Origin of the sequence: Pseudomonas sp. PS01303 (genome assembly GCF_029959385.1) — a bacterium.
Taxonomy (GTDB): domain Bacteria; phylum Pseudomonadota; class Gammaproteobacteria; order Pseudomonadales; family Pseudomonadaceae; genus Aquipseudomonas; species Aquipseudomonas rustica.
In genome coordinates this window covers 1-721 of the sequence record NZ_JASCPK010000324.1, presented here as the reverse complement: position 1 = coordinate 721, position 721 = coordinate 1, and the positions used below count along the sequence as shown (strand labels likewise).

General features: G+C 54.5%; 1 pseudogene. It reads left to right on the top strand.

The window, feature by feature from the left end:
* Positions 1-261 (top strand): annotated as a pseudogene (locus QMX93_RS30795) (hypothetical protein); the annotation flags it as partial.
* Positions 262-721 lie beyond the last annotated feature (460 nt).

The window sequence follows — 721 nt, the reverse complement described above, 5'->3', positions numbered from 1 at the left end:
ATCTGTAAGCACCGCAGATCCCCTGTAGGAGCCGAGCTTGCTCGCGAAAGCGGCGTGTCATTCAACAATAAAGTCGACAGACACACCGCCATCGCGAGCAAGCTCGGCTCCTACAAGGTTTTGGCTGTGCTCGGGGATTTGTGTTCGACCGTGAAACCTGTGGGAGCGTGGTTGACTGCGGATTATGTGGATAGCGCAAAAAAGAGTGGGAGCCAGCCTGCTAGCGATGGCGGCAGCACAGTCGAAATCAATACCGACTGACACACCGCTTTCGCGAGCAGGCTCACTCCTACAATGATTTGGTTGGACTCGGGGATTTGTGTACGGACGTGAAACCTATGGGAGCGGTCTTGCTCGCGAAAGCTATTTATCAGTGACATAGATGTTGAATGACACGACCTCTTCGCGAGCAGGCTCGCTCCCACAGGGATTGCGGTTGACTGCGGATTTTGTGGATAGCGCAAAAAAAAGTGGGAGCCAGCCTGCTGGCGATGGCGGTAGCACAGTCGAAATCAATGTCGACTGACACACCGCTTTCGCGAGCAGGCTCACTCCTACAATGATTTGGGTATGTTCGGGGATTTGTGGATGGCGCTGGAACCTGTGGGAGCGGGCTTGCTCGCGAAAGCGATGTATCAGTCGACATAAATGTTGAATGACACGACCTCTTCGCGAGCAAGCCCGCTCCAACAGCGACCGTGGTTGACTGCGGATTTGTGGG